The organism is Pseudomonas sp. WS 5051 (assembly GCF_012985715.1).
GTDB lineage: Bacteria > Pseudomonadota > Gammaproteobacteria > Pseudomonadales > Pseudomonadaceae > Aquipseudomonas > Aquipseudomonas bubulae.
On the sequence record NZ_JAAQWV010000005.1, the window covers coordinates 284,052 to 306,980 of the forward strand.

21 protein-coding genes, 1 tRNA gene and 1 pseudogene are annotated in these 22,929 nt (G+C 60.5%); 7 read left to right on the plus strand and 16 right to left on the minus strand.

Annotation, left to right across the window (positions count from 1 at the left end; genetic code table 11):
- Window positions 1-70: 70 nt before the first annotated feature.
- The 6 genes from kdpC to HBN79_RS10655 all read right to left on the minus strand — a co-directional run bounded on the left by kdpC (window position 71) and on the right by HBN79_RS10655 (window position 6,518).
- On the minus strand, window positions 71-631 hold the full coding sequence (gene kdpC, locus HBN79_RS10630) for a potassium-transporting ATPase subunit KdpC (RefSeq protein ID WP_169916704.1): 561 nt from the start codon (window positions 629-631) through the stop codon (window positions 71-73).
- A gap of 18 nt (window positions 632-649) precedes the next feature.
- On the minus strand, window positions 650-2,722 hold the full coding sequence (gene kdpB / locus HBN79_RS10635) for a potassium-transporting ATPase subunit KdpB (RefSeq protein WP_169916705.1): 2,073 nt from the start codon (window positions 2,720-2,722) through the stop codon (window positions 650-652).
- A gap of 10 nt (window positions 2,723-2,732) precedes the next feature.
- The gene (kdpA, locus tag HBN79_RS10640; RefSeq protein WP_169916706.1) at window positions 2,733-4,427 is read right to left on the minus strand and encodes a potassium-transporting ATPase subunit KdpA; all 1,695 of its coding nucleotides are present in this window, start codon (window positions 4,425-4,427) and stop codon (window positions 2,733-2,735) included.
- Window positions 4,428-4,435: 8 nt separating this feature from the next.
- Window positions 4,436-4,525 carry a K(+)-transporting ATPase subunit F gene (kdpF, locus tag HBN79_RS10645; RefSeq protein WP_016780098.1) on the minus strand — a complete coding sequence of 30 codons (90 nt, stop codon included), beginning with the start codon at window positions 4,523-4,525 and terminating at the stop codon, window positions 4,436-4,438.
- Window positions 4,526-4,807: 282 nt separating this feature from the next.
- Entirely contained in the window at window positions 4,808-6,040 is a 1,233-nt protein-coding gene (locus HBN79_RS10650) for a hypothetical protein (RefSeq protein ID WP_095019345.1), read from the minus strand.
- Between the two features lie 28 nt (window positions 6,041-6,068).
- On the minus strand, window positions 6,069-6,518 hold the full coding sequence (locus HBN79_RS10655; protein ID WP_016780096.1) for a YcgN family cysteine cluster protein: 450 nt from the start codon (window positions 6,516-6,518) through the stop codon (window positions 6,069-6,071).
- 155 nt (window positions 6,519-6,673) lie between these two features.
- Here HBN79_RS10655 and HBN79_RS10660 point away from each other — a divergent pair, with 155 nt between their 5' ends.
- Window positions 6,674-7,267, plus strand: a complete 594-nt coding sequence (locus HBN79_RS10660) for a nitroreductase family protein (protein ID WP_016780095.1) — start codon at window positions 6,674-6,676, stop codon at window positions 7,265-7,267.
- Window positions 7,268-7,378: 111 nt separating this feature from the next.
- On the opposite strand, the gene HBN79_RS10665 is transcribed toward HBN79_RS10660, so the two are convergent.
- The 3 genes from HBN79_RS10665 to rnd all read right to left on the minus strand — a co-directional run bounded on the left by HBN79_RS10665 (window position 7,379) and on the right by rnd (window position 9,861).
- Window positions 7,379-8,311 (minus strand): D-2-hydroxyacid dehydrogenase, encoded by a 933-nt coding sequence (locus HBN79_RS10665; protein ID WP_095002173.1) that lies wholly within the window; start codon window positions 8,309-8,311, stop codon window positions 7,379-7,381.
- A 126-nt stretch (window positions 8,312-8,437) separates the two neighbouring features.
- Window positions 8,438-8,731 (minus strand): YcgL domain-containing protein, encoded by a 294-nt coding sequence (locus tag HBN79_RS10670; RefSeq protein WP_095002174.1) that lies wholly within the window; start codon window positions 8,729-8,731, stop codon window positions 8,438-8,440.
- The gene (gene rnd / locus HBN79_RS10675) at window positions 8,728-9,861 is read right to left on the minus strand and encodes a ribonuclease D (RefSeq protein ID WP_095019346.1); all 1,134 of its coding nucleotides are present in this window, start codon (window positions 9,859-9,861) and stop codon (window positions 8,728-8,730) included. Before rnd ends, HBN79_RS10670 begins: the two co-directional genes overlap by 4 nt.
- A 251-nt stretch (window positions 9,862-10,112) precedes the next feature.
- Here rnd and ampC point away from each other — a divergent pair, with 251 nt between their 5' ends.
- Complete coding sequence (gene ampC / locus HBN79_RS10680) at window positions 10,113-11,267, plus strand: class C beta-lactamase (RefSeq protein WP_095031712.1); 1,155 nt, start codon at window positions 10,113-10,115, stop codon at window positions 11,265-11,267.
- Here ampC and HBN79_RS10685 read toward each other — a convergent pair.
- Together HBN79_RS10685 and HBN79_RS10690 are read right to left on the minus strand one after the other, a co-directional pair.
- The gene (locus HBN79_RS10685) at window positions 11,264-11,914 is read right to left on the minus strand and encodes a class I SAM-dependent methyltransferase (RefSeq protein WP_095019348.1); all 651 of its coding nucleotides are present in this window, start codon (window positions 11,912-11,914) and stop codon (window positions 11,264-11,266) included. The genes ampC and HBN79_RS10685 overlap by 4 nt on opposite strands.
- A gap of 93 nt (window positions 11,915-12,007) precedes the next feature.
- Window positions 12,008-13,387 (minus strand): glutamine synthetase family protein, encoded by a 1,380-nt coding sequence (locus tag HBN79_RS10690; RefSeq protein WP_169916707.1) that lies wholly within the window; start codon window positions 13,385-13,387, stop codon window positions 12,008-12,010.
- A gap of 348 nt (window positions 13,388-13,735) precedes the next feature.
- Between HBN79_RS10690 and poxB the strand changes: the two genes are divergently transcribed.
- The 4 genes from poxB (at window position 13,736) to HBN79_RS10710 (ending at window position 17,634) form a co-directional block, all read left to right on the plus strand.
- Window positions 13,736-15,457 (plus strand): ubiquinone-dependent pyruvate dehydrogenase, encoded by a 1,722-nt coding sequence (gene poxB / locus HBN79_RS10695; protein ID WP_169916708.1) that lies wholly within the window; start codon window positions 13,736-13,738, stop codon window positions 15,455-15,457.
- A 227-nt stretch (window positions 15,458-15,684) separates the two neighbouring features.
- Entirely contained in the window at window positions 15,685-15,927 is a 243-nt protein-coding gene (locus tag HBN79_RS10700; protein WP_016780087.1) for a ParD-like family protein, read from the plus strand.
- The gene (gene map, locus HBN79_RS10705; RefSeq protein ID WP_095019350.1) at window positions 15,924-16,715 is read left to right on the plus strand and encodes a type I methionyl aminopeptidase; all 792 of its coding nucleotides are present in this window, start codon (window positions 15,924-15,926) and stop codon (window positions 16,713-16,715) included. Before HBN79_RS10700 ends, map begins: the two co-directional genes overlap by 4 nt.
- 25 nt (window positions 16,716-16,740) lie before the next feature.
- Window positions 16,741-17,634 (plus strand): LysR family transcriptional regulator, encoded by an 894-nt coding sequence (locus HBN79_RS10710; RefSeq protein ID WP_169916709.1) that lies wholly within the window; start codon window positions 16,741-16,743, stop codon window positions 17,632-17,634.
- Window positions 17,635-17,708: 74 nt separating this feature from the next.
- Here HBN79_RS10710 and HBN79_RS10715 read toward each other — a convergent pair.
- Window positions 17,709-18,188 (minus strand): annotated as a pseudogene (locus HBN79_RS10715) (cupin domain-containing protein); the annotation flags it as partial.
- Window positions 18,189-18,203: 15 nt separating this feature from the next.
- Entirely contained in the window at window positions 18,204-19,253 is a 1,050-nt protein-coding gene (locus tag HBN79_RS10720; protein WP_095038521.1) for an alpha/beta hydrolase, read from the minus strand.
- Window positions 19,254-19,582: 329 nt separating this feature from the next.
- Between HBN79_RS10720 and HBN79_RS10725 the strand changes: the two genes are divergently transcribed.
- Entirely contained in the window at window positions 19,583-21,157 is a 1,575-nt protein-coding gene (locus HBN79_RS10725; RefSeq protein WP_095002184.1) for a sensor domain-containing diguanylate cyclase, read from the plus strand.
- An 86-nt stretch (window positions 21,158-21,243) separates the two neighbouring features.
- Here HBN79_RS10725 and HBN79_RS10730 read toward each other — a convergent pair.
- The 3 genes from HBN79_RS10730 to HBN79_RS10740 form a co-directional block, all read right to left on the minus strand.
- Window positions 21,244-21,333: transfer RNA gene (locus HBN79_RS10730), tRNA-Ser, on the minus strand.
- Window positions 21,334-21,424: 91 nt separating this feature from the next.
- The gene (gene purC / locus HBN79_RS10735; protein WP_019410660.1) at window positions 21,425-22,138 is read right to left on the minus strand and encodes a phosphoribosylaminoimidazolesuccinocarboxamide synthase; all 714 of its coding nucleotides are present in this window, start codon (window positions 22,136-22,138) and stop codon (window positions 21,425-21,427) included.
- Between the two features lie 28 nt (window positions 22,139-22,166).
- A complete protein-coding gene (locus tag HBN79_RS10740; RefSeq protein WP_095002187.1) occupies window positions 22,167-22,925 on the minus strand; it encodes an MBL fold metallo-hydrolase in 759 nt (252 codons plus the stop codon).
- Window positions 22,926-22,929: the final 4 nt, after the last annotated feature.

The window sequence follows — 22,929 nt, forward strand, 5'->3', positions numbered from 1 at the left end:
GGGAGAGGGAGCTGATATGCGGTTTTCTTGAAGCCGCGTGCGGTCAGTCCCCTCTCCCTCCGGGAGAGGGTCAGGGTGAGGGGCTCTTCAACTGCGCCAATGCCCTGTTCAACAGCAGCACGTTAACCACCGGCGGCCCCACCAGCGGCCGCTCGATATGCTCCGCCACCAGCTGTTCAACAACCTGTACCGGCAAGCTGCGAGCAGCAGCGACACGGGCTAGTTGATAGCGTATTGCCTCTGGTGGCAAGTGCGGGTCCAGGCCGCTGCCCGAGGTGGTCAGCAGCGCCAGGGGTACCGGCCCCTGGCCCGGCACGGCAAGCTGGGCGGCACTGTCCTTGACCCGTGTCGCCAGAGCCGGGTTGCTCGGTGCCAGGTTGCTGGCCGAACTGGCCACGGTGGCAAACGCTCCCGCCGATGGCCGTGGGTGAAACCAGCTGTCACCGCTGAAATCCTGCGCAATCAATGCCGACCCCAGCACCTTGCCGGCACTGTCACGGACCAGGCTGCCATTGGCCTGTTCGGGGAACGCCAGCTGGGCAATGCCGGTGACGGTCAGCGGGTAGATCACGCCGGTAATGGCGGTCATCAACAGCATCAGGCTCAGGGCCGGACGTAAACAAGTGCTCATGGTGTAACCCTCCAATGCTTAAACCAGATGCAACGCGGTGAGCAGCATGTCGATCAGCTTGATGCCCACAAACGGCACCACCAGCCCGCCCACGCCATAGATCAGCAGGTTGCGGCGTAACAGGTGCGCCGCACTGGCCGCCTGCACCCGCACACCGCGCAATGCCAGCGGGATCAGCACCACGATGATCAGCGCGTTGAATACGATGGCTGACACAATCGCGCTTTGCGGGCTCTGCAGGCCCATCACGTTGAGCACGCCCAGTTGCGGGTAGATCGAAGCAAACAGCGCCGGCAAAATCGCGAAGTACTTGGCCACGTCGTTGGCGATCGAGAACGTGGTCAATGCGCCACGGGTCACCAGTAACTCCTTGCCGATCTGCACTACATCCAGCAGCTTGGTGGGGTCGCTGTCCAGATCCACCATGTTCGCGGCTTCACGGGCCGCCTGGGTGCCGTCGTTCATGGCCATGCCCACATCGGCCTGGGCCAGGGCCGGAGCGTCATTGGCACCATCACCGCACATCGCCACAAGGCGGCCGTCATTTTGCTCATGGCGAATGCGCGCCAGTTTTTTCTCCGGTGTGGCCTCGGCCAGCACGTCATCCACCCCGGCTTCAGCGGCAATGGCCGCGGCGGTCAGCGGGTTGTCGCCCGTCACCATCACGGTGCGGATGCCCAACTTGCGCAACTCGGCAAAACGCTCGCGAATACCCGGCTTGACCACGTCCTTGAGGTGGATGGCGCCCAGCAGCTTGCCCTGGGCACAGACCAGCAAAGGGGTACCGCCGCTCTGGGCGATCTTGTCGATTTCCCGGGACAGGGCCGGCAACAGCTCGCCGCGTTTGAGGCCGACAAACGCCAGCACTGAATCCACGGCCCCTTTGCGGTACACCCGACCGTTGTGGTCGATACCCGACAGGCGGGTTTCAGCGGTAAAGGGTACGGCCGTGAAGTCCGACACGGGTAACTCGGGCAAGCTGTGCTGGCCCCGAACAAACTCGACGATGGACTTGCCCTCCGCCGTCTCGTCCGCCAGCGAAGCGCGCAACGCGCCCTCTGCCAGCTCTTTGGCGGTCACGCCGGGGCAGGCATACAGCGCCGTGCAGCGGCGGTTGCCGAAGGTGATGGTGCCGGTTTTGTCGAGCATCAGCACATGCACGTCGCCCGCGGCTTCAACCGCCCGCCCCGACTTGGCAATCACGTTGAGGCGCACCAGACGGTCCATGCCGGCAATACCGATGGCCGACAACAAGCCGCCGATGGTGGTCGGAATCAGCGTCACCAGCAGGGCCACCAGAAACACCAGGGGCAAGCTGCCACCGGCAAAGTAAGCGAACGGCTGCAAGGTCACGACCACGATCAGAAAGATCAGGGTCAGGCCGATCAGCAGAATATCCAGGGCAATCTCGTTAGGGGTTTTCTGCCGCTTTGCCCCTTCGACCAGTGCGATCATACGGTCCAGAGTGGACTCGCCGGGGTTGGCGCTGATTTGCACCAGCAACCAGTCACTGACCAGCCGCGTATTGCCGGTCACCGCCGAGCGATCACCGCCCGATTCACGGATCACCGGCGCCGATTCGCCAGTAATCGCCGCTTCGTTGACCGCGGCAATCCCTTCAATCACCTCGCCGTCGCCGGGAATCATCCCCCCCGCTTCGACGCGCACCACATCCCCTTTGCGCAGGCGGGTGGCCGGGACGATTTCAAAGCCGCCCGTGGCAGTGCGCCGACGCGCACTCAAGCCCACACTGCCAGCTTTGAGGCTATCGGCCCGAGCCTTGCCGCGCCCCTCGGCCAGGGCTTCGGCAAAGTTGGCGAACAGCACGGTAAACCACAGCCACAGAGCGATTTGCACCGCCACCCCGGTAGGCACTGCAGGCTCGGGGATAACACACAGCACCGTGGTAAAAATCGCGGTCAGCTCGACCACCAGCATCACCGGCGAGCGTTTCAGCTGGCGCGGGTCGAGTTTGACGAATGCTTGCAACAGCGCCGGACGCCAGATATCGGCGAACGAAGTCTTCGGCGACTCAGGGGCCCTGGCTTCAGGCGTTGGCGTCAACTTTGAAACAGGAGCAGGCATAGTCATCTTCGTCTCCTCAGAAGCCCTGGGTCAGTTGTTCAGCGATGGGGCCAAGGGCCAAGGTCGGCAGGAAGGTCAGGCCGCCCACCAGCAAGATGGTCACGGTCAGCAGAGCGACAAACAGCGGGCCGTGGGTCGGAAAACTGTCCTGGCCAATCGGCGCGCTTTTCTTGATCGCGAGGCTGCCGGCCAATGCCAGCACCGGCAGGATGTAACCGAAGCGTCCGATCAACATGCCCAGGCCCAGCATCAGGTTGTAGAACGGCGTGTTGGCGTTAAGCGCGGCAAAAGCTGAGCCGTTGTTGGCACTGGCCGAGGTGAAGGCATACAGGATCTGGCTGAAACCATGGGGCCCGGGGTTGCTGACCGAGGCCACAGCACTGGGCAGTACGGCGGCAATCGCGCCCAGCACCAGCACCCCCACCGGCATCACCAGCAAGGTCACCACCAGCAGCTGGACTTCCCTGGCCTGGAGTTTTTTACCGAGGTATTCAGGGGTGCGGCCGATCATCAGGCCGGCGAGGAACACCGCGATCAACACGTTGAGCAACATCCCGTAGAGCCCGGCACCGACGCCACCGAAGATCACTTCGCCGACCATCATGTTGAGCAGTGCCACCATCCCGGTCAGCGGGTTGAGGCTGTCGTGCATGGCATTGACCGAGCCGTTGGAGGCCGAGGTCGTGGTTTCGGTCCACAGCACACTGCCGGTGGTGCCAAAGCGGGTTTCCTTGCCTTCCAGCGGTGCGCTCTGCTCGACCAGCGGGCTGTTGAGCGCCGGGTTCGGCTGGTACTCGGCATACAGCGCCGTGCCGCCGCCGATCAGGAACAAGGCCAGCATGCAGGCGATGATTGCGCGGCTCTGACGCAGGTCCTTGACGTAATGGCCGAAGGTGAACACCAACGCCACCGGGATCAGAATAATCGAGGCCATTTCGAACAAGTTGCTCCAGGCGCTCGGGTTTTCGAACGGGTGCGCCGAGTTCACGCCGAAAAAGCCGCCGCCGTTGGTGCCCAGTTGCTTGATCGCAATCTGGCTGGCAGCCGGACCCAGCGGGATTACTTGATCGGCACCTTGCAGGGTTACGGCATTGACGTAATGGGCAAAGGTTTGCGGCACGCCCTGCCACACCAGCAGCAACGCCAGCACCAGGCACAACGGCAGCAGGCCATAGAGCGTGGCCCGGGTCATGTCGACCCAGAAGTTGCCCAGCGTGTGCGCCGAGCGGCGGCTGATACCACGGCACAAGGCGACCAGCACGGCCAGGCCGGTGGCGGCGCTGACAAAATTCTGCACGGTCAGCCCGGCCATCTGGCTGAAGTAGCTCAGGCTGGCTTCACCGCTGTAGCTCTGCCAGTTGGTGTTGGTGACAAAACTCACCGCGGTATTGAACGCTTGCGTCCACTCCTGCCCCGGCAACTGCTGGGGGTTGAGTGGCAAGTACGACTGAAACAGCAAAATGGCGAACAACAACACAAAGCCTGTCAGGTTGAAAACCAGCAGGGCCAGGGTGTACTTCTGCCAGCTTTGCTCACTGCCCGGGTCAACCCCGGCGATGCGGTAGCAGACCTTTTCGACGGGCCCCAATACCGGACTCAGCCAGGTCCGCCGGCCCTCCATCACCTTGTAGTAAAAACGCCCCAGCCAGGGTGCGGGCAACAGCACCAGGGCAAAAAAGGCAAGCATCAGCCCATAGTCATAACTGTGCATACCCGCTCCTAGTTCCGGTCTGCGCGCAACAGCGCAACCAGCAGATAAACGAACAGCGCCACTGCCAGCAGCAGCGACACCCCATCCAGAATGCCCATGACAACTCTCCCCAGGCGGCACCTGCCGCGTAGGAAGAGAGTGTGGGGAATCAGGGCGTAAAGGATCGAGATCGAGAGGGATGCGGGGGCGTAAAGAAGGTGTAAAAAAGCAGCGATGCCTGCCGTAGCAGCTGGCGAAGGAACGCGGCTGCGTTCGAGCGCGAAGTGGTCGTAAATCATCTGGATGCGGTGTAACTGACAAACCGCATTGGCCAAATTGACGACGGCTACGCCGCCGGACGCAGCCTTCGCCCCTCGGCAGCTGCTACACGTGGGTTAGGATCAGCGCAACAGCGGGCTGTCCAGTACCTCGGAGGCGCCGCCCAGCACGCTTTCGCTCAGCTGGATAAAGCTCGCGGTATTGACCTTGTCCATGCGCATCAGCGCCTGGCTGACATCATCCAGCGAACGCTTGCTGTGGGTCTGCAAACGGATTTCACGGTCCAGTGCCTGCAACAGCGTGACTGCCCGCGCAACCATGGCCGCGTTTGCCTGTTCACCGCGCAGGCGGGTCACGTTTTTACCGGCAGCGTTGAGCTTGTGCTGCAGGGTCTGGTAACGCTCATCACTCATGCCGCCGGCGCGGCGCAGCAGTTCGATGGCGTAGTACTCGCCAAGGCCCTCGCCGATCCAGTCATGCCCCGGCTCATCGTTGATGCCGCTGAACAACTGCACCACTTCGCGCAACAACGGACTTGAACCGCTCTCGCTGACCAGCGGCAAACCGCTATAGAGGTAGATCGAGTTGCGCCCCGCTGCACTGCCTTTCCACATCGGGCTGCCCGCGCCGACGATCAGCAGCTTGGGCGGGTTGCGCGGGAACACCGCCTGCACCTGCGGCCACACAAAGGTCAACAGGGTCAGCACATCCATGCGGTGCATGCCCTGCCCCTTGGGTGCGCTCACCGTGACCTCGGTTTCGCCCAGGGTGGTGCGGCGGCTGCCCAGGTTACCCGCGAGCATCCAGCCGGTGGGGCGATCAAACAGACGCGACACATCATCGATACGAAAGCGGTTTTTACCGATACGCGGCCAAGCGGTTTCAACGCTTTTCCAGCCTTTGGGCAGTTCGAATTCAAGCCGCGACACCAGCTCGACCCCATCCTGCTGATCGAGGCTGGCAGGCGGGATCAGTTGCTCACCGCGAAACAACGCCCAGTCAGGCGTGATCCGGGTGTCGTACGTGCCGTTCTTGCGCGGCTGGTTCAGGCGGACGCGGTAACTCAGGCTGGCACTGCCCGCTGGCGGATGCCACAGGCCCCGGCTATGGACCGGGTCGGGGCTCAGTTGCCATTGCCCGTCGGCCTTGAAGTCGCTGTAACTGCCCGGCGCGCCCAGGTCGAAATCCAGGCTGCGCACAGCAGAACCCTCGGCCAGGGTGATCCGCACCTCGGCCTGATCGCTTTTGGGCAACAACTGTACGTGGTAATCGAGCGCCACTTTTTGCCCAGCCCACAGCGGGCCCGCCGCTAGCAACAGCAGCAAACCCAGGGGCAATCGATAACGCAGCGGCATACACACTCCTTGCAAACCGCTCCGGCACTTAACCGGCGCGGAAAATCAAATGATCTTCCCAGTCATCTTCAGGCACGCTGCCTTCGGCCAGCATGCGCCCGGACTGTGAAATGCGCTCATGGTGGACAGCGTCCGGGTCGCCACACACCAGGTGATGCCACAGCGGCAAGTCCTTGCGCTCGCTCACCAGCCGGTAGCCGCAAGTCGGCGGCAGCCACTTGAACTCTTCGGCCTTGCCCGGCGACAGCTGAATGCAGTCAGGGACTGAATCACGACGATTAGGGTAGTCGGTGCACTGGCAGGTTTTCAGATCGAGCAGTTTGCAGGCGATGCGCGTGTAGTAGACGCTGTTGTCGTCTTCATCTTCGAGCTTTTGCAAGCAGCACAATCCGCAGCCGTCGCACAGCGACTCCCATTCCTCCTGATCAAGTTGATCGAGGGTTTTGCGGATCCAGAACGGTTCAACGATTGCGGCCATGGTTCAAACATCAACATCAGGGAGTGGAAAAGGCCGCCAGTCTAGTGCCCAAGACCCCGCGGGCCAAGGGCTTGTCGTCAGACTTGTCAGCTTGACGGCATCCCAGTAGTTTTAGCCCCTGAATTGAGCCGTTACATTTACCTCAGGAAACCGCCATGCCTGCTAGCAGCCGTAAAGCCGATCACAGCATTCACGAGCAATTTACCCAGCGCTGGTCGCCCCGCGCCTTTACCGATGCGACCATCGACAAAGCCACCCTGCTGAGCTTTTTTGAGGCGGCACGCTGGGCACCGTCGGCCTACAACGCACAACCCTGGCGCTTTCTGTTCGCCCTGCGCGGCACCCCGGAGTTCGACCGTTACCTGAGCCTGCTGGTGGAGTTCAACCAGGGTTGGGCCAAGCATGCAGCAGCACTGGTGGTGATTGTGTCCAAGACCACCTTCGCGGCACCGGGCACCACCGAAGAAAAACCCGCACCGACCCACGCCTTCGACACTGGCGCCGCCTGGGGCCACCTGGCCCTGCAGGCCCACCTGAGCGGCTGGCATACCCACGGCATGAGCGGGCTGGATTTTGAACGGGCGCGCCAGGAGCTGAAAATCCCTGAGGGCTACCAAGTTCAGGCAATGGTTGCGATCGGCAAGATCGGTGACAAGTCGAGCTTGGTGGATTACCTGCAAGCCAAGGAAGTGCCAAGCCAGCGCGAACCGCTGAGCAAGCTGGTGGCTGAAGGCGATTTCAGCCTGTAACCCGGCTACAGGAATACTTCATCTGTGGGAGCGAGCCTGCTCGCGAATGGCCTTCGCGAGCAGGCTCGCTCCCACAGGAGTGGTTTGACCGGCAACAGAGTATCTACAGGATCAGTAACCGCGGTCGAAATCCACTTCGCCACGCAATGCCTCACCCGCCTGATACGCACGCAAATTGTCGACAAACAGCTGGGCCATCATCGGTGGCGAGGTCGGCGCCGAGCTGTGCCCGGTCAACAGCAAGCCCCAGGCCGTCCAGAACGGATGCTTGGCCGGCAGCGGCTCCTGACGACAGACGTCAATCACCGCGCCCGCCAGATGCCCCACGCGCAAAGCCTCGACCAGATCGGCATCAACCACGGACACACCGCGCCCGGCATTGATGAATACGGCATTGGGATTGAACTGCGCAAACAGCTCGGCATCGTACACATCATGGGTGTCAGGGGTGTTGGGCAACAGGTTGATCACGTAATCCACCTGCCCCACCAGGCGCGGCAAGTCGCTGAGCACACCCACTTCCTTGAACGGTGCCAGCTCGCGGGCGGTTGTGGCGATGGCATGCAACTCAACGCCAAAAGGCAGCAGAAACTGCGCCACGGTCTGGCCAATATCCCCGGCCCCGACGATCAGCACCTTACGCCCGACCAGGCTCTGGCCCATGCGGTTATCCCACTTGCGCTCGACCTGGCTGACCAGCCGGGCCATGACTTCACGCTCGTGGCCGAGCATGTAGGTCAGCACGTATTCAGCCATCACCTGACCAAAAATACCCACGGCGCGGGTCAGTCGATAGTCACGCTTGAGACCTTCGGCCAACAACGGTGTGATGCCCGCCCAGGTCGACTGCAACCAAGCAGGCTTGTGGCCCTGGCGCAGCAGGGTCGCCAGCAGGTCCGGCTGGCCCAGCCACACCGGGCATTCACCGGCCATGCGCGACAGTTCCTCGGAATCGCCGCTGGACTGCAGTTGCAGATCCGGGGCGAGGCGCTGCAGCAGTTGGGTGTACAGCGGGTAATCGTGCTCGGCAATCAGGACGCGCATGTTTCTAACCTTTCCAAAACACTGCCAGCGCCCGTCGCCGAGGTTTGCCCCGTCGCGTTCGGCCAGCGCCAATCAAAATGAGTCCGTTTCAGACAGGCGCCCGGAACCGGGCACCTGGCGCCGCACTTACATCGGGTCGTTGCGACGCAACAGCTCTTCAGGCAAGTGCTCGATGTATTCGTCTTCGGCCGGCGGCATTTGCAGGTGATAGCCCTGGCTCTCGAGGTTTTCCAGAACCTTGGTGATGTCTTCGCGCGACAGCTTGCGCTCGGGCGTCAGCACCAGATCAAAGGCGTGGATCGGCTTGCCAAAAGCCAGCATCAGCGGTTCCGGCACGCGCTCCAGGGCATCGGCCTTGAGTACATACAGGTACATTTCGTTGCGTTTGGTGCTGCGGTAGATCGAGCAAATACGTTTCAAGACAGTTCTCCAGCGGTGGCCAGGCAATCGAGCAAGGCCTGGCCCATCAACTCACGGCGCCAGCCGCGCAGTGATTCCGGCAATTGATAAGGGCCATTGGGGAAGCCGCTTTTAAGCAGGGCTTCCAGGGTTTTCTTACGCAGCATCAGTTCCGGCGCAATGTTCAGGCGCTCAGCTTCAGCCTGGCCAATGGCACGCAGACGCTTGATCAGCAACGCGGCTTCAACCGGCAACGGCTCGGGCACGGCGGGCGGCCATTGTTCCGGCGGCAGACTGCCAGCACGCTTGATCAGATCAAGCAAAAACTCACCGTCCTGACGCACGGTGCGCGGGTGCATGTCTTCAATGCGCGCCAGTGCCACCAGGTTATCAGGCTGGGTTTTGGCCAGAGGCCACAATGCATGCTCGCGTATCACGCGGTTGCGCGGCAGGTCCCGGGCACGGGCTTCGTGCTCGCGCCAGGCGCAGATTTCACGCAATACCGCCAGTTGGGCCCGTGACAGCTTCCACGCCAGCTTGGCTTCGCGGTACACCTCGTAAGGATCTGTTTCGCGGCGCAGGTTGGCGACCAGTTCGGCGCCATCTTCCAGCACCCAGCGGTACTTTTCCGCCGACAGGCGCGGATGCAGCAACTTGTAGACTTCAGCCAGGTGCACGGCATCTTCGGCGGCGTAGCTGATCTGGGTTTCCGACAACGGACGCTGCAACCAGTCGGAGCGGGTCTCGCCCTTGGGCAGATCGATATCCAGGACTTCCTTGACCAGGCGCGAATAGCCCATGGAGAAGCCCAGGTTCAGATAGGCGGCTGCCAGTTGGGTGTCGAACAGTGGCACCGGCAGGCTGCCGGTCAGGCGCAGTAAAACCTCAAGGTCTTCACTGCAGGCATGCAGCACTTTGACCACCGTCTGGTTTTCCAGCAGGTCGGCCAGGGGCTGCCAGTTGTCGATGGTCAACGGGTCGATCAGGTACGCCCGCGTGCCGTCGCCAATCTGGATCAGGCCGGCAATCGGGTAAAAGGTGTCGACCCGCATAAATTCGGTGTCGAGGGCTACGAACGGCAATTGTTGCCATTCGGCGCAATGCTGGCCGAGGCTATCGTTGTCGCGAATCCAGTGAATATCGATGGCCACACGGCTCTCCCTTGAAGAATGGCGCGCAGTATATATCGCCGCCAGGGATTACCGGACATTGCCTCGTCATGTTGTGCGCGAAAAAACCTACGAAACTTCCATATAAAACCCGCATCCCTAGAGTGATTTCCTCTATAAATTGCCTGGCTCAACGCCATTGAAGATTTGTTACAACACATTATGTGACAAGCCAGTCGGGCCACTGTGAGCGGGCACGAGTAGATTTGCGCACTAAAAACCGAGGATACCCCATGAAAATGACCTGCAAACTGTCAGCACTGGCACTTTCGCTGATAGGCCTTTGCTCTTTTGCCAGTAGTGCACTGGCAAAGGGTTCTGACCTGGATGCAGTGGTGCAAAACGGCGCCAGGCACGTAATGCAAGAATACGCCGTGCCCGGCCTGGTCATCGCCGTGAGCGCTAACGGCAAGCAACACTTTTACAGCTTCGGTGTCGCGTCCAAGGCCAGTAAAGAGCCAGTGACCCCCGACACACTGTTCGAGGTTGGCTCGGTCAGCAAACTGTTTACCGCCACCCTGGCCACTTATGCTCAGGCCCAGGGCAAGCTTTCGCTGTCCGATACCGTCGGCAAATACGAGCCGGAACTTGAAGGCACACCCTTTGGCAAGGTAACCCTGGCCCATCTGGCCACCCATACTGCAGGCGGCTTCCCTTTGCAGCTGCCGGACAGCGTGCAGGACGAGCGCCAGTTGATGGATTACCTCAAACGCTGGAAACCCGCCTACCCGATGGGCACCCAGCGCAGCTACGCCAATCCAAGCATCGGCATGCTCGGCGTGATTGCCGCCAAAAGCCTGAACCTGCCGTTCACCCAGGCAATGGAGCAACAACTGTTCCCGGCACTGGGGCTGCACAACACCTACTACACCGTGCCCGCCAGCAAAATGACGTTGTATGCCCAGGGCTACGACAAGCAGGATGCACCGGTCAGGCTTAACTCCGGCGTGCTCGGCAATGAAGCCTATGGCGTGAAAACCAGCGCCCGCGACCTGATCCACTTTACCGAGCTCAACCTGGGCCAGGGCGAAACCAGCCCGCAGATTCGCAAGGCTCTGGCTGACACGCACATCGGTTATTTCCGCGTGGGCCCCATGACGCAGGATCTGATCTGGGAACAGTACCCTTACCCTGTCGAGCTCAAATCGCTGTTGGAAGGCAACTCGAACAACATGGCCTATGAAAACAATGACGCCATCGCCCTGAATCCGCCTCTGGCCCCACAACAGGCGGTATGGGTCAACAAGACCGGCTCAACCGGCGGCTTTGGTGCCTACGCAGTGTTTGTGCCTGCCAAGCAAAAATCGATCGTCATTCTGGCCAACAAGAACTACCCCAACGACGCACGGGTCAAGTTGGCATACGAGGTGCTCAAGGCTCTGGACTAAATGTCCTTGCGCAAGATGTAGATGCTGCCCATGCCACAACCGGGCAGCACTTCGTACTGTTTGAGGATACTGAAGCCTGCCCGCTCAAATTGACCTTCAATTTCATCCTTGTTCACCACGATACGGAGCGGGTCACAGCCCTGCTCCGCCGCACGACCAAGGGGCACAGAAAGGATCAGGCCGTCACGACTGACCCTGTGCAGCTCGCGCAAAATGGCCTGGCGATGATCGCTGTCGCGCACATGGTGGAACAACTGCATGCAAAAAATGCAGTCCACGGCGTTTTCCGAAATATCGATGGAAAACACCGAGCTTTGAAACAGTTTGATGCGCGCCAGCAGGCCGGCGGGATGGTGGGTTTGTGCGTGATCGAGCATGGCCTGCGACGAGTCGCAGGCCAGGATCACCCGATTGCCATGCTCGGCCAAAATCGGCCAGAAACGCCCGGCTCCGCAAGCCAGATCCAGGATCAGTCCAGGCTCGCCCGCAACCTTGAGCGCCCGGCGCACCAGGCGCCGCTCGCGCCACAACACGAACCTGCGGGCAAGCCCTTGGGGCTGTACTTGCAGGCAAACCTTCGCATGCTCGCGGTCAAACTGCTCGGCGAGCTCATGCTCTATAGGGGTGGAAGGTGGCTGCGATGACATGGGCCCGCGAACTCTTGTGTTTGATGATGATCAACGCAGAGATTATCGGGGCACCAGTGAAAAAATTGTCACAAAACCATGAAAACAGGCGGGTCACGCCTGCTGCAAATACCAGCGCCAGTCCTGCTCGCCCACTTCGCCCATGAATTGACGGTATTCCGCGTTTTTCACGGCCAGGTAGACCTTGAGAAACTCCGGACCGAAGGCTTCTTTTGCCCACTCCGAAGCCTGCAACGCCCGCAAGGTGGTCAGCCAGTCGGTCGGCAACCGCTCGCTGGCCTGGGCATAGCCATTGCCTTCGACCGGCGCACCCGGGTCGAGTTGCTCGCGAATGCCACGATGGATTCCTGCCAGAATAGCTGCCGCGGCCAGGTACGGATTGGCATCGGCACCACATATGCGGTGTTCGATATGCCGTGAAAACGCCGGACCACCGGGCACCCGCAGGCTCACCGTACGGTTGTCCACGCCCCAGGTAGCGGCCAGCGGCGCATAACTGTTGCTCTGGAATCGGCGGTAGGAGTTGGCATTGGGGCAAAACATCAACAGTGAATCGAGCAAAGTGCTGAGCATTCCGCCCACCGCCTGCCTGAGTAACGGCGTACCGTCCGCTGCCTCGCTGGCAAACAGGTTGTTGCCGTCCTTGTCGGCCAGGCTCACATGCATGTGCATGCCGGTACCGGCCAGATCATCGAAAGGCTTGGCCATAAAGCAGGCAACCATCCCGTGCTTGTGCGCCACGCCTTTGACCAGGCGCTTGTAGCGCACCGCTTCGTCCATTGCCTGCAGCGCGTCACTGCGATGCTCCAGGGTAATTTCCACCTGCCCCGGCGCATATTCGGAAATCGCCGTGCGTGCAGGTATCCCCTGGAGCTTGCAAGCGCTGTACAAGTCGGCCAGAAACGGCTCGATCTGTTCCAGCTCGCGCAAGCCGTAAACCTGGGTCGCCCGCGGGCGCTGGCCATCAGCATCACGGGCCGGTTGCGGGCGACCGTTGCTGTCGCGCTGCTGATCGAGCAGATAAAACTCCAGCTCCGCCGCCATCACCGGGTAATAGCCATCGGCCTTGAGGCCATCGATAACCTTGGCCAGCAAGTGCCGGGGGTCGGCCACTGTGGCGGGCATGCCCTGTTGGGGATGCATGCTGACCTGTACTGCCGCCGTGGGAATCAGGCGCCACGGCATGGGCTGCAAACTGCCACTGACGGGATAGGCACGGCAGTCGATATCGCCCACATCCCACACCAGGCCGGTGTTTTCCACATCATCGCCGTTAATGCTCAAGCCCAGAATCGTGCTCGGCAGCGGCCGACCGCTCTCGTAGACCGCCAGCAACTCGTCGCGGTGCAGCAACTTGCCGCGAGGCACGCCGTTATTGTCGATGATGAACAGTTCGAACATCTCGATGTGGGGATGTAATTCCAGAAAATCCAGGGCTTGTTGCAGCGGGGCAAACGCGGTTGTAGCACTCATGGCAATACTCATCGGTTCGTATCAGACAGGCGCCGGGGCGCACATATTCAGGATTTGACGGCACGATGAAGATCCGGCGGGCGGGCATGACGGCAGTGAAACAGGGCCCAGAAGGCCTGCCAGGGGCACTGAATGCTGCTCATACCTGCAACCGTTGCCAAAAAGGGAACCCAGCCTCACACGCCCGGGTGGGTTGTTTAAATGCAGGGATTTATACCTTTGGTTACATCGGCGCTAAACAATCAAGCCTCTGTGGAAGCGGGCTCTGTGAACGTTTCAATCCCCGGCAAGGTCGCATGCAGTGTCTATCCTGCTTGATCCACCCTACTGCTTCGAGGAGCCCGCACCATGACCAGAACGGTTGCCGATTTCATCACCGAAACCCTGCAGCAAGCCGGCGTAAAGCGTGTATTTGGCGTGGTGGGTGATTCCCTCAATGGCTTTACCGACGCCTTGCGTCGCCAGGAGCAGATTGAGTGGATCCATATGCGCAACGAGGAGTCCGCCGCATTCGCCGCCGGGGCCGAAGCCCATTTGACCGGCGAGCTGGCGGTTTGCGCCGGCAGCTGTGGCCCCGGCAACCTGCACTTGATCAATGGCCTGTTCGACGCCCATCGCAGCGGAGTACCGGTGCTGGCACTGGCCGCTCACATCCCCGGCAGCGAAATCGGTATCGACTATTTTCAGGCCACCCACCCCGAAAGCCTGTTCAAGGAATGCAGCCACTACGTTGAACTGGTGTCCCGCCCTGAGCAGCTGCCGCAGATTTTGCATCGGGCCATGCGCACAGCCATCGCCAAACGCGGAGTGGCGGTGGTAGTGATTCCGGGGGATGTGGCGCTGCAAGCGACCGAGGCCAAGGTGGCGCAATGGCTCAAGCCTGCCCAGCCGCTGGTCTGTCCCGCCCCGCCCGATATCGACCGGCTGGCGTCGTTTCTCAATGACGGCAAGAAAGTCACACTGCTGTGCGGCGCAGGCTGCGCCGGTGCCCATAGCGAAATCCTGGCCCTGGCCGAGCGGTTGAACGCGCCCATCGTGCATGCCCTGCGCGGCAAGGAACATGTCGAATACGACAACCCCTATGACGTCGGCATGACCGGCCTGATCGGCTTCGCCTCGGGTTACAAGGCGATGATGAACTGCGACACCCTGCTGATGCTGGGCACCAACTTTCCTTATCGCCAGTTCTATCCCGAGCACAGTTATATCGCACAGATCGACCTGCGCCCCGAAGCCCTGGGCAATCGCTGCCCGCTGCAACTGGGGCTGCTCGGTAATGTGAAGCTGACACTTGAGGCAGTATTGCCCAAGGTGATGCAAAACCCCGACCGCGACCACCTCGACCAGGCGCTGGACGATTACAAAAAAGCCCGGGAAGACCTCGACGCCCTGGCGGAAAGTGGCCCTGGCAGCTCTATCATCCACCCCCAGTACCTCAACCGGCTGGTCAGTGAGCTGGCGGCAGAGGATGCGATTTTTACCTGCGACGTTGGCACCCCCACTGCGTGGGCAGCCCGCTATTTGAAAATGAACGGCAAACGGCGCCTGATCGGCTCGTTCAACCACGGCTCGATGGCCAATGCCATGCTGCAGGCCATCGGCGCACAGGCGACATACCCGGATCGCCAGGTTATCTCAATGTCCGGCGACGGTGGTTTCACCATGATGATGGGTGACTTCCTCACCCTCAGCCAGGTGGGCTTGCCGGTCAAGGTCATCGTGCTCAACAACGGCACCCTGGGTTTTGTCGAAATGGAAATGAAGGCAGCGGGCTTCCCGGATGTGGGTTGCGACCTGAAAAATCCGGACTTTGCGGCAATGGCCCAGGCCATGGGGGTTAAAGGGATTCGCGTGGAGCATCCATCCGAACTGGAAGCGGCGCTGCGCGAAGCCTTCGCCCATGACGGCCCGGTGCTGGTGGATGTGGTCAGCGCCCGTCAGGAGCTGGTCATGCCGCCGACCAAGACGTTCGAACAGGCCAAGGGCTTCAGCCTGTTTATGCTCAAGACCGTGATGGACGGCCGCGCCCGGGAGCTGATCGACCTGGCCAAAGTCAACTTGTGGCGCTGATTAACTCTCCAATAACCGCAGTACTTTGTGGGAGCGGGCTTGCTCGCGATGAAATTGACGCGGTTTACCTGACAGACCGCGCCGCATGCATCGCGAGCAAGCCCGCTCCCACAGGGAGACCTTGACCGGAAACAGAGTTTCTACACGATTGAAAACCGCTACAGCTTGCGAACACGAGCAGCTCTCGCCTAATATACGTTCCATATACATTTCATATTGGAACGCTGATGGGCATCGTCAAGATATCCGAGCAGATGCACGAAAACCTGCGGGTCGCCAGCAACGCGCTGAGCCGCTCGATCAATGCACAAGCCGAGCACTGGATGCGGATCGGCATGCTGTCCGAACTGCACCCCAACCTTGATCACAACCAGATCTGCCGCCTGCTGGTGCGGGCCGAGCAGGCTGGCGGCCTGGACTTGAATGTGGCACTGCAAGACACCCCCCTCGCAACCGGAGCACATTCATGAAGGCCAGCGTCGTTATCAACACCCCGGCGCAAATCGCCCAGTCCAAGGTCGCGGGCAAGCTGGCCGCCGAAGTGCTGGCCATGATCGGCGAGCACGTCAAGGCCGGGGTCACCACCGACCAGCTCGACCGGATCTGCCACGATTACATCGTCAACGTGCAAAAGGCCATCCCCGGCAACGTGGGCTATCACGGTTTCCCCAAAACCGTATGTGCTTCGGTCAATGAAGTGGTATGTCACGGCATCCCGTCCAACCGCGTGCTGCGCGACGGCGATATCGTCAATATCGATATCGCCGTGGTCAAGGATGGCTGGTTCGGCGATACCAGCCGCATGTACTTTGTCGGCGAGCCAAGCCCCGCAGCCCGGCATCTGGTGAAAACCACCTACGACGCCATGTGTGCCGGGATCCGCATGGTCCGCCCGGGCGCAACCCTAGGCGATATCGGCCACGCCATCCAGACCCTGGCCGAGAAAGAAGGCTTCAGTGTGGTACGCGAGTATTGCGGCCACGGCATCGGCAAGGTCTATCACGACGAACCGCAGGTGCTGCACTACGGTTATCCAGGCCAGGGCATGAAGCTCAAGACCGGCATGATTTTCACCATCGAACCGATGCTTAACGCTGGCAAGCGCCATGTAAAGACGCTGCCTGACCACTGGACTGTCGTGACCAGGGATGGCTCGCTGTCGGCCCAGTGGGAGCATATGGTGGCCGTGACTGACGACGGCTTTGAGGTGCTGAGCCCGTGGCCGGACACCCTGGCCGAGTACCCCGCCATCGTTTGACGGGCCACTGCACAGGGACGGCGCCATGACGGTTGAAAGCTACGACCAGCTCGCGATCTTTTCGGTAGTTGCCCAGGAGCGCAGCTTTACCCGCGCCGCCGCCCGCCTGGGCATGTCGCAACCGGCCCTGAGCCGGGCCATGCGCCAGCTCGAGGAACGTCTGGGGGTGCGCCTGCTGGCGCGCACTACCCGCAGCGTTGCCCCGACCCAGGCGGGCGAGCACCTGCTGCAGGTGATCGCCCCACGCTTCGACGAGATCAACAGCGAGCTGGCGCTGCTCAGCAAGTTCCGTGACCGGCCAGCGGGCAAATTGCGCATCACCGCAGGGGAGCATGCGGCGATTGCGGTGCTGCAGCCGGTGCTGGCGCGGCTGCTGCCCGACCACCCGGACTTGAGCATCGAGATTATCGTCGACTACGGCCTGACCGATATCGTCGCCGAGGGCTTCGATGCTGGCGTGCGCCTGGGCGAACAGGTGGCCAAGGACATGATTGCCATGCGCATCGGGCCCGATATGCGCATGGCGGTGATCGGCTCCCCCGCTTACTTCAGCCACTACCCCAAGCCGGTGATCCCGGCCGATCTCATGGCGCACAACTGCATCACCCTGCGCATGCCTACCCACGGCGGCCTGTTTATGTGGGAATTCGAAAAAAACGGCCAGGCACTCAACGTGCGGATCGAAGGCCAACTGGTGTTCAACAACATTGCCATGCGCCTGGAATCAGTCCTGCAGGGGCTGGGCCTGGCCTATATGCCGGAAGACGTGGTGCGGCCCTATATCGAGCAGGGCCGCCTGATCCGAGTGCTGGAGGACTGGTGCGAACCCTACTCCGGCTACCACCTCTACTACCCGAGCCGACGCCAGTCCTCCCCGGCCTTCACCCTGCTGCGTGAAGCCTTGCGCTACCCAGGCTGAGGAGGTGCCAGCTCACGGCTTTGCCCGTCCACTCCGCAGCCAGCATGGCAGGGCTCTGTAACTTAACGGTTCTGGTATTGCTCATCCGTCACTTTCTCCATCCAGGTCACGCTTTTACCGTCCACGCTGCCGGTGACGGCCAGATGAGTCATGGCACCATCCGCTGCGGCGCCGTGCCAGTGTTTGACGCCCGGTGGGCAAACCACCACATCGCCGGGGTGAATCTGCTGCACCGGCTTGCCCCACTCCTGGGTCAGTCCCACGCCGGACACCACCACCAGCCGCTGTCCAGCCGGGTGAGTGTGCCAGGCGGAGCGGGAGCCCGGCGCAAAGGTGACGTAGGCGCCCGAAGCGTTGATTTCCTCGCTGGCGGCAAACAGCGGATCGACCCGTACCTGCCCGGTAAAGTAGTCCTCGGGACCCGCTGTCGAGGCCTGGTCGGCGCTGCGGGTGATCTGCTGCGCCCGGGCCTTGTCGTCAACGGCTGACGATCCGGCGGCACCCGCCAGGGGGGCCGCAACACACATGGCAAGTGTCCACAGTGTCCGCTTCATGCAAACCTCCCGGAATCAGAGTGTTCTGGCATAGAAATCAGCCAGCTGGTTAATGGCAGTGTCCACATATTCAGGCACCCAGTAGGTCTGGATATGGGTCGCACCATCGATCTTGAACAGTGTCTTGTCCTGGGTGCCCGTGGCCCTGGCGAACGCCTGCTCGGTCATATACAGGGTGTCGGCCTTGCTGCCGGCAATCATCAGCAACGGTTTGTTGAGCAATTCGAGCTGGTTGGTGGCGTCGAAACTCATCAGGTCCATCAGGCTGCTGAGGGTGTATTTGAAGGTCGAGTTGGGGTGGGAGTGGGTTTTGCCGTAATACTCGAAACCTTCGCGATACAGATCAAAGGGCAGCTTGGCGATCTGCTCGTCGGTGAGTTTGACATCGCCGGTGTAGATTACTTCGCCACCTGCCGCTTCCTGGGCACGGGCAGCGGAGGCCTGCTGCAGACGCTCCTGGAGGGTGTCCAGTTGCGAATCCATAAAGCCATTACGGCGTACCAGACCTGAATTGAACATGCTCACAGTGGCAATCGACTGGAAACGCTTGTCGCTCTGCCCGGCTTTCAAGGCATAGCCACCGCCGCCGCAGATACCCAGCAAGCCCAGACGTTGGGGGTCAACACCGGGGTAACTGGCAATAAAATCGGCCATGCCGTGGATGTCTTCAACACGGTTGGCAGGTTTGTCGACATTGCGCGGCTGGCCGCCGCTGGCGCCCTGGTAGGCGGCGTCGGCGGTGATGGTGATATAGCCCCTGTCCGCCAGGCGCTGGGCATACAGGCCCGCCACCTGCTCCTTGACCCCGCCGTTGGGGTGCGCGACGACAATGGCAGGGTATTTCTTGCCCGCATCGTAATTGGCGGGGGTGTACACATTGGCGGCGATGTCCAGGCCATTGAGCTGGTAGGTGACCGGGTGGATATTGACTTTGCCTGGCTCGTTGCGAGTGATCGCACCCGCGTAGGTCAGGGTGAACGGGTTGGTCTTGTAGTCCCCCGCCTCCGCGGCGGACATGCCGACCATTGCGGCCATAAACGTGGCTTTAAGCACCGTAAACGTCACAGAAATCTCCCTTTCAAGTTAAAACTTCTGTAGGAAACGGCCACCAGAGGTGTGCGCGTATTCAATACAGAAGTAACTTAGCGCGTAGGAATTCATTGATAAACGCGGCTTTATTGATAGCACTTATACCAATGACGCATAAATCCACCGACTGGTGATTGGCACCCGCCGTCGGCCGCAAGCGGGCGATAGCCGCAGTTCAGCAATTATTCTTGTTTACGGGTGTGACAGAGCGCTCACCCCTACCTACTCTGCTAGTGACCTGCGCACCGCCAGGTTCTGGAGTCCAAACCTCTATTCAAGCTTTTTTGCGCTTATCGAACATGCCCATGACCGACAGCTTTAAACCATCACGCCCATTGCCCGTAAACCTGCGCGGCCTGATCCTCTGCATTGTTCTGGCGTCAGTCCTGGCGACCCTGTGCAACAGCCTTGTGGTGGCCTATCGCGTACAACGCGACGCCCTGATCCATTCGACCCTGGAGTCCAATGCTGCCTATGCGGCAAAAGTTGCCTCCAGCATTGGTGAGTTCTTGCGCGCAGCCCACAACAACCTGAACTACAGCGCCAAAATCCTCGGCAAGCACTGGGACGATCCCCAGGTGCTGCATGAAGAAGCCTTGAGGCTGGAGGCACAGGATCAGTATTTCAACTCCGTCGAAATCCTCGATGCCAACGGCAAAGTCCTGGCCTCGAATCCGCCACAGGCGCAGATTGTCGGTTCCAACGTCCCGGCCAGCGGTATCAGGCAAGCACTCCAAGAGCGCCGGGCACTGGTCAGCTCGACCTATGTATCCCGCCAGGGCAACTTGATCGTATTCGTATCAGAACCTGTTTTCAGCAAGGCCGGTGTGTTTCTCGGCGCCGTGGTCGGGTCTATTTACCTGCTTGATCAAAGTGCCTTGCACACCGTCATCAGCAGCCACTTTCATCACGAAGGCACTTTTGCGTTTGTGGCCGACAGCAATCGTCGACTGCTCTACCACCCCAATCCTGCGCGTATCTCTGAAGTGCTTGGTGAAAACCTTGCGGTTGATGCGGCCCTGGGCGGCGAACGCGGTTCGATGGAAATAAGGAATTCCGAAGGCGTCGAAATGCTGGCAGGTTACAGCCAGGTCCCGGACTCCAATTGGGCGGTAGTAGTGCAACAACCCAGGGAGCATAGTCAGGCGACCTTGCGCCGGCTTATGCACGACATGATCATGGGCATGATTCCGGCCGGGCTTCTGGGGATGGTACTGGTATTCGTCGGCACAACGCTGATCGCCCGGCCCCTGCGCCTGCTGTCTGCCGCGGCGCAACAGTTGTCCGCGCCGCAGACTACGGAGCTGCTGCAACGTATCAACGCCTGGTACCACGATGCTTCGGCCATCCGCCAGGCCATGCTGGCGGGCGTGCAACTGCTGCAGCAAAAGCTTGGCCGCCTCAGCCACGAGGCGCAAAGTGACCCTCTCACCGGCCTGGCCAATCGCCGGGCCATGGAAGAACTACTGAGCGTGCTGGAGCAGACCCAGCAGCCCTACACGGTACTGGCGCTGGATATTGATCATTTCAAGCGGGTCAATGACACATTCGGGCATGACGCTGGCGACGTTGCACTCAAGCAGGTTGCCGAAATCCTCAAGCAGAACTCACGGGCAAACGACCTGGCATGTCGCAGCGGTGGGGAGGAATTTTCGCTGCTGCTACCGGATACCACGCAAGAAACGGCCAGAGCCATCGCCGAACGCATACGCCAAAGCATCGCAGACGCTCGCATACCGCAAGTCGGCAACCTGACAATCTCCATAGGTGTTGCCAGCAAGGCCGGCGCGCCAATGACACCGCAGCAAGTACTAAAACTGGCCGACGAACGCCTTTACCGTGCCAAGGAAAGCGGGCGCAACCGGGTGGTGTCTGCCTGAGGGGAAATGGGCACCGCATTTATCGACGCCCACGAAAAAGCCCCTGAAATGTTTAACCATTTCAGGGGCTTTGTCTTGTTCAATAATGGCGGAGAGATAGGGATTCGAACCCTAGGTACTGTCGCCAGTACAACGGATTTCGAATCCGTCCCATTCGGCCACTCTGGCATCTCTCCAACGGCGCGAATAATAGCGCGGTTTTTGATTATGGCAAAGCCTTTTTTCAAAAAAACCGCGCTGTATCAGTTGCTTGCGCGCCTTTACTGCTTAAAGCGGGACGCCGAGGCGGTTTGCAACTTCTTCGTAGGCTTCGATTACGTCGCCCAGACCCTGACGGAAGCGGTCCTTGTCCATTTTCTTGCCGGTAGCCTTGTCCCACAGACGGCAGCCGTCCGGGCTGAATTCGTCACCCAGGACGATGGAGCCGTCGTGGAATACGCCGAACTCAAGTTTGAAGTCGACCAGCAGCAAGCCAGCGTCATCGAACAGCTTGTTCAGTACGTCGTTGACCTTGAGCGACAGTTCTTTCATGCGAACCAGTTGCTCGGCCGTGCCCCAACCGAAAGCCACGACGTGGGATTCGTTGATGAACGGGTCGCCCTTGGCGTCGTCCTTGAGGAACAGTTCGAAGGTGTACGGGTTGAGCTTCATGCCCTCTTCCACACCCAGACGCTTGACCAGGCTGCCCGCTGCGTAGTTACGCACAACGCACTCGACCGGGATCATGTCGAGTTTCTTCACCAGGCACTCGTTGTCACCCAGCAGTTTGTCGAATTGGGTCGGCACGCCGGCTTCTTCGAGTTTCTGCATGATGAAGGCGTTGAACTTGTTGTTCACCATGCCCTTGCGATCAAGTTGTTCGATACGCTTGCCGTCGAACGCCGAAGTGTCGTTGCGAAACAGCAGGATCAAGCGGTTTTCGTCGTCGGTCTTGTAAACCGATTTCGCTTTACCGCGATAGAGTTCTTCACGTTTTTCCATGATGGGCTCCGCATGCTAAGTAGGTGGGCTAGGCGATTGTGCGCCAGTCGAGCCCTGAATCTTGATCGGCCAGTTGCAGCCAGTCCGGGTCGCACCCTAGGGTGTCGACAAAACATTGCCGGGCCAGCTGCGGCAGGTTGTTCTTGCTGCTGAGGTGGGCCAGTACCAGGTGTTGCAGGTCTTGCCAGCCCAACTCGGCCACCAGGCTTGCGGCCTGGTGGTTGTTCAAATGTCCTTCCTGGCCCCCTACCCGGCGCTTGAGAAACGCAGGGTAGTGACCACGGGCAAGCAGGTCCCGACAGTGGTTGGCTTCAATCATCAGCGCATCCAGGTCGCGATAGCTGTCCAGCACGCCAGCACAATACGAACCCAGGTCGGTCAGCAAGCCGAACCGCCGCTTGCCGTCACTGAATACATACTGGGTGGGCTCCTGGGCATCATGGGCGACCAGGGTCACACTGATATTCAAGGCTCCGATTTGCAGCGTCTGGCCACCCGCCACGTAACCGGCGGCCTCCAGAGGCTTGCGCATCCCGCGCTGGGTACCACGACTCATGTACACCGGCAAATTGTAGCGCCGCGACAGCAAACCCACGCCATGCACATGGTCGGCATGTTCGTGGGTGACCAGAATCGCGCTCAGCTGGTGAGCGCTGATGCCCAGCCTGGCGAGACGACGCTCGGTTTCTCGCAACGAGAAACCGCAATCGACCAGTACATAGGTGCTGTCGCTGGCTATCAGCGTGCCATTCCCTTGGCTACCACTGCCGAGAACGGCAAAACGCATACAA

What these genes read in the sequence shown, in the direction of transcription:
- kdpC (WP_169916704.1), bottom strand. Translation starts at nt 631, where the DNA reads ATGAGCACTTGTTTACGTCCGGCCCTGAGCCTGATGCTGTTGATGACC.
- kdpB (WP_169916705.1), bottom strand. Translation starts at nt 2,722, where the DNA reads ATGACTATGCCTGCTCCTGTTTCAAAGTTGACGCCAACGCCTGAAGCC.
- kdpA (WP_169916706.1), bottom strand. Translation starts at nt 4,427, where the DNA reads ATGCACAGTTATGACTATGGGCTGATGCTTGCCTTTTTTGCCCTGGTG.
- kdpF (WP_016780098.1), bottom strand. Translation starts at nt 4,525, where the DNA reads ATGGGCATTCTGGATGGGGTGTCGCTGCTGCTGGCAGTGGCGCTGTTC.
- HBN79_RS10650 (WP_095019345.1), bottom strand. Translation starts at nt 6,040, where the DNA reads ATGCCGCTGCGTTATCGATTGCCCCTGGGTTTGCTGCTGTTGCTAGCG.
- HBN79_RS10655 (WP_016780096.1), bottom strand. Translation starts at nt 6,518, where the DNA reads ATGGCCGCAATCGTTGAACCGTTCTGGATCCGCAAAACCCTCGATCAA.
- HBN79_RS10660 (WP_016780095.1), top strand. Translation starts at nt 6,674, where the DNA reads ATGCCTGCTAGCAGCCGTAAAGCCGATCACAGCATTCACGAGCAATTT.
- HBN79_RS10665 (WP_095002173.1), bottom strand. Translation starts at nt 8,311, where the DNA reads ATGCGCGTCCTGATTGCCGAGCACGATTACCCGCTGTACACCCAACTG.
- ampC (WP_095031712.1), top strand. Translation starts at nt 10,113, where the DNA reads ATGAAAATGACCTGCAAACTGTCAGCACTGGCACTTTCGCTGATAGGC.
- HBN79_RS10685 (WP_095019348.1), bottom strand. Translation starts at nt 11,914, where the DNA reads ATGTCATCGCAGCCACCTTCCACCCCTATAGAGCATGAGCTCGCCGAG.
- HBN79_RS10690 (WP_169916707.1), bottom strand. Translation starts at nt 13,387, where the DNA reads ATGAGTGCTACAACCGCGTTTGCCCCGCTGCAACAAGCCCTGGATTTT.
- poxB (WP_169916708.1), top strand. Translation starts at nt 13,736, where the DNA reads ATGACCAGAACGGTTGCCGATTTCATCACCGAAACCCTGCAGCAAGCC.
- HBN79_RS10700 (WP_016780087.1), top strand. Translation starts at nt 15,685, where the DNA reads ATGGGCATCGTCAAGATATCCGAGCAGATGCACGAAAACCTGCGGGTC.
- map (WP_095019350.1), top strand. Translation starts at nt 15,924, where the DNA reads ATGAAGGCCAGCGTCGTTATCAACACCCCGGCGCAAATCGCCCAGTCC.
- HBN79_RS10710 (WP_169916709.1), top strand. Translation starts at nt 16,741, where the DNA reads ATGACGGTTGAAAGCTACGACCAGCTCGCGATCTTTTCGGTAGTTGCC.
- HBN79_RS10725 (WP_095002184.1), top strand. Translation starts at nt 19,583, where the DNA reads ATGACCGACAGCTTTAAACCATCACGCCCATTGCCCGTAAACCTGCGC.
- purC (WP_019410660.1), bottom strand. Translation starts at nt 22,138, where the DNA reads ATGGAAAAACGTGAAGAACTCTATCGCGGTAAAGCGAAATCGGTTTAC.
- HBN79_RS10740 (WP_095002187.1), bottom strand. Translation starts at nt 22,925, where the DNA reads ATGCGTTTTGCCGTTCTCGGCAGTGGTAGCCAAGGGAATGGCACGCTG.